The following is a 1,670-nucleotide window of genomic DNA, read 5'->3' as shown; positions in this document are numbered from 1 at the left end:
TTCATCACGCCAGCTTCAGCGTCGGCGGCGACCTGTTCCTGTGCTGCAACGACTACTACCAGCGCGAACGGTTCGCCAACATCCGCGAGGGTTCGATCCACGAGTTGATGACTAGCGAGGCTGCGGTCACCGCGCGCCGCAAGGTGTTCGGCGTCGCCGTCGCTGAGGACGACTTCGTGTGCAGGCGCTGCCACAACCAGACCCTGGACTTCGCCTGCCGTGACTTCCGACCGATCGCGACATTCGGATGATGGGGCACGCGATGAATTCCCAACGACCGGTGCGGATCTGGTACGTCGCCGCACAACGACTGTGCAACTTCGGCTGCACCTATTGCGTGTCGACCGGCGACTGGGCCAAGAGCAGCCGTGAGGACTGGCGGGCTCCACAAGACCGCAACAACTTCGCCGCCGTCGTCGACTGGATCGGTACCCGCCCCTTTCCGGTCGATGTCCGCCTCGGCACCCTCGGCGAACCCTTCGCCTCCCCGGCATTCCTCGACCGCGCCGCCTGGCTCACCCACCAACCCGGCGTGCGGTTCGTCGAACTGCTGTCCAACGCCTCACTGATCGAACGCCGTCTGCCGAAACTGGAACCCCACGCCAACCTCGGCAAGCTCTCACTCTGGTTGACCTGGCACAGCGGGCAAATGCCGTTGGAGAAGTTCATCGCCGCCGCCGCGTTTGCCCAAGACACCTACGGCTGCTTCGTCGTCGTGAACGCCCTGCTATTCGCCAACCACGACACCACCACCATCGGCCGCGTCAAAGCCGCCGCCGAAGCGGCCGGGCTCCGGTTCAACCTCGACCTCGGCTACGACCCGTCGGTGCCCTCGAACAACTCCACCAGCGCCGATGCCACAGCCGCGGTGCCGGTGCTGCGCGACGGCAGCAACGTCCTTGACGTGGTCGCTGCCTGTGGCGGCGACACCGAACTCACCCGTGTCGCCCTGACCGGGCTGACCTCGCCCCAGCACCGGGCGTGCCGGGCGGGCTCGGACTACGTGTTCCTCGACATCCACGGCGATGTCTACCGGTGCTCGCGCTACGCCACCCTAGGCAAGCACCGCTACGGCAACGTCCTCGACCCCGACTTCGAGCTACACCTGCGCGAGAACACCTGGGCCCCATGCGAAGCCGCCACCGGGTGCGCTAACAAAGAGGACTTCCTCAACCTGCGCCTGGCCGAGCACCTCCGTCCGTCGGTCGTGCCCAGCCTCGGCTGGACCGACGCCTAGCACCCACCGATCACCCGTTATTCGCTCTTACACAAGGAGATTCACCGATGCTGCTCGCCGAGATGACCTGGCCCGACTTCGATGACCGCGCACATCAGGGTCGCGCGATCCTGCCGATCGGGGCAGTCGAACCCCACGGTCCGCACCTGCCGCTGGGCGCGGACACGATGATCAGCGACTACTTCGCCCGCCGCTTGGCCGCCGACATCGACGCACTGATCGTCCCGTCGATCGGCTACGGCGTCGCCACCCCGTCTCAACGCCTCGGCGGAACCTTCCCCGGTGTCATCGCCGTCAGCGGCTCGACGTTCACCTTGCTCGTCACCGAGATCGCGTCCGCGCTGGCCGAACACGGTGTGCGACAACTCGTCATCGTCAACTCCGCCATCGACAACCTCAGCTTCCTGTGCGAAACGGCCCGCATCGTGACCGC

General features: G+C 66.1%; 3 protein-coding genes. All 3 read left to right on the top strand.

Going from position 1 to position 1,670, the window contains the following annotated elements; translation table 11 throughout:
* Positions 1–251 (top strand): SPASM domain-containing protein (locus tag NS1_RS38430; protein ID WP_174562720.1); only part of this gene is annotated, 251 nt, incomplete at its 5' end.
* Between the two features lie 11 nt (positions 252–262).
* Entirely contained in the window at positions 263–1,237 is a 975-nt protein-coding gene (locus NS1_RS38425) for a hypothetical protein (protein WP_084504819.1), read from the top strand.
* Positions 1,238–1,284: 47 nt separating this feature from the next.
* The coding region (locus tag NS1_RS38420; RefSeq protein ID WP_169812895.1) for a creatininase family protein at positions 1,285–1,670 on the top strand (386 nt) is incomplete at its 3' end.

Source organism: Nocardia salmonicida NBRC 13393 (assembly GCF_001613085.1).
Lineage (GTDB): Bacteria > Actinomycetota > Actinomycetes > Mycobacteriales > Mycobacteriaceae > Nocardia > Nocardia salmonicida.
Note: the sequence above shows the minus strand (reverse complement) of the source record. Positions and strands in the feature narration are given on the sequence as shown.

Excerpts from the sequence above, each read along its gene's own strand:
- NS1_RS38425 (WP_084504819.1), top strand. The coding sequence starts at position 263 with ATGAATTCCCAACGACCGGTGCGGATCTGGTACGTCGCCGCACAACGA.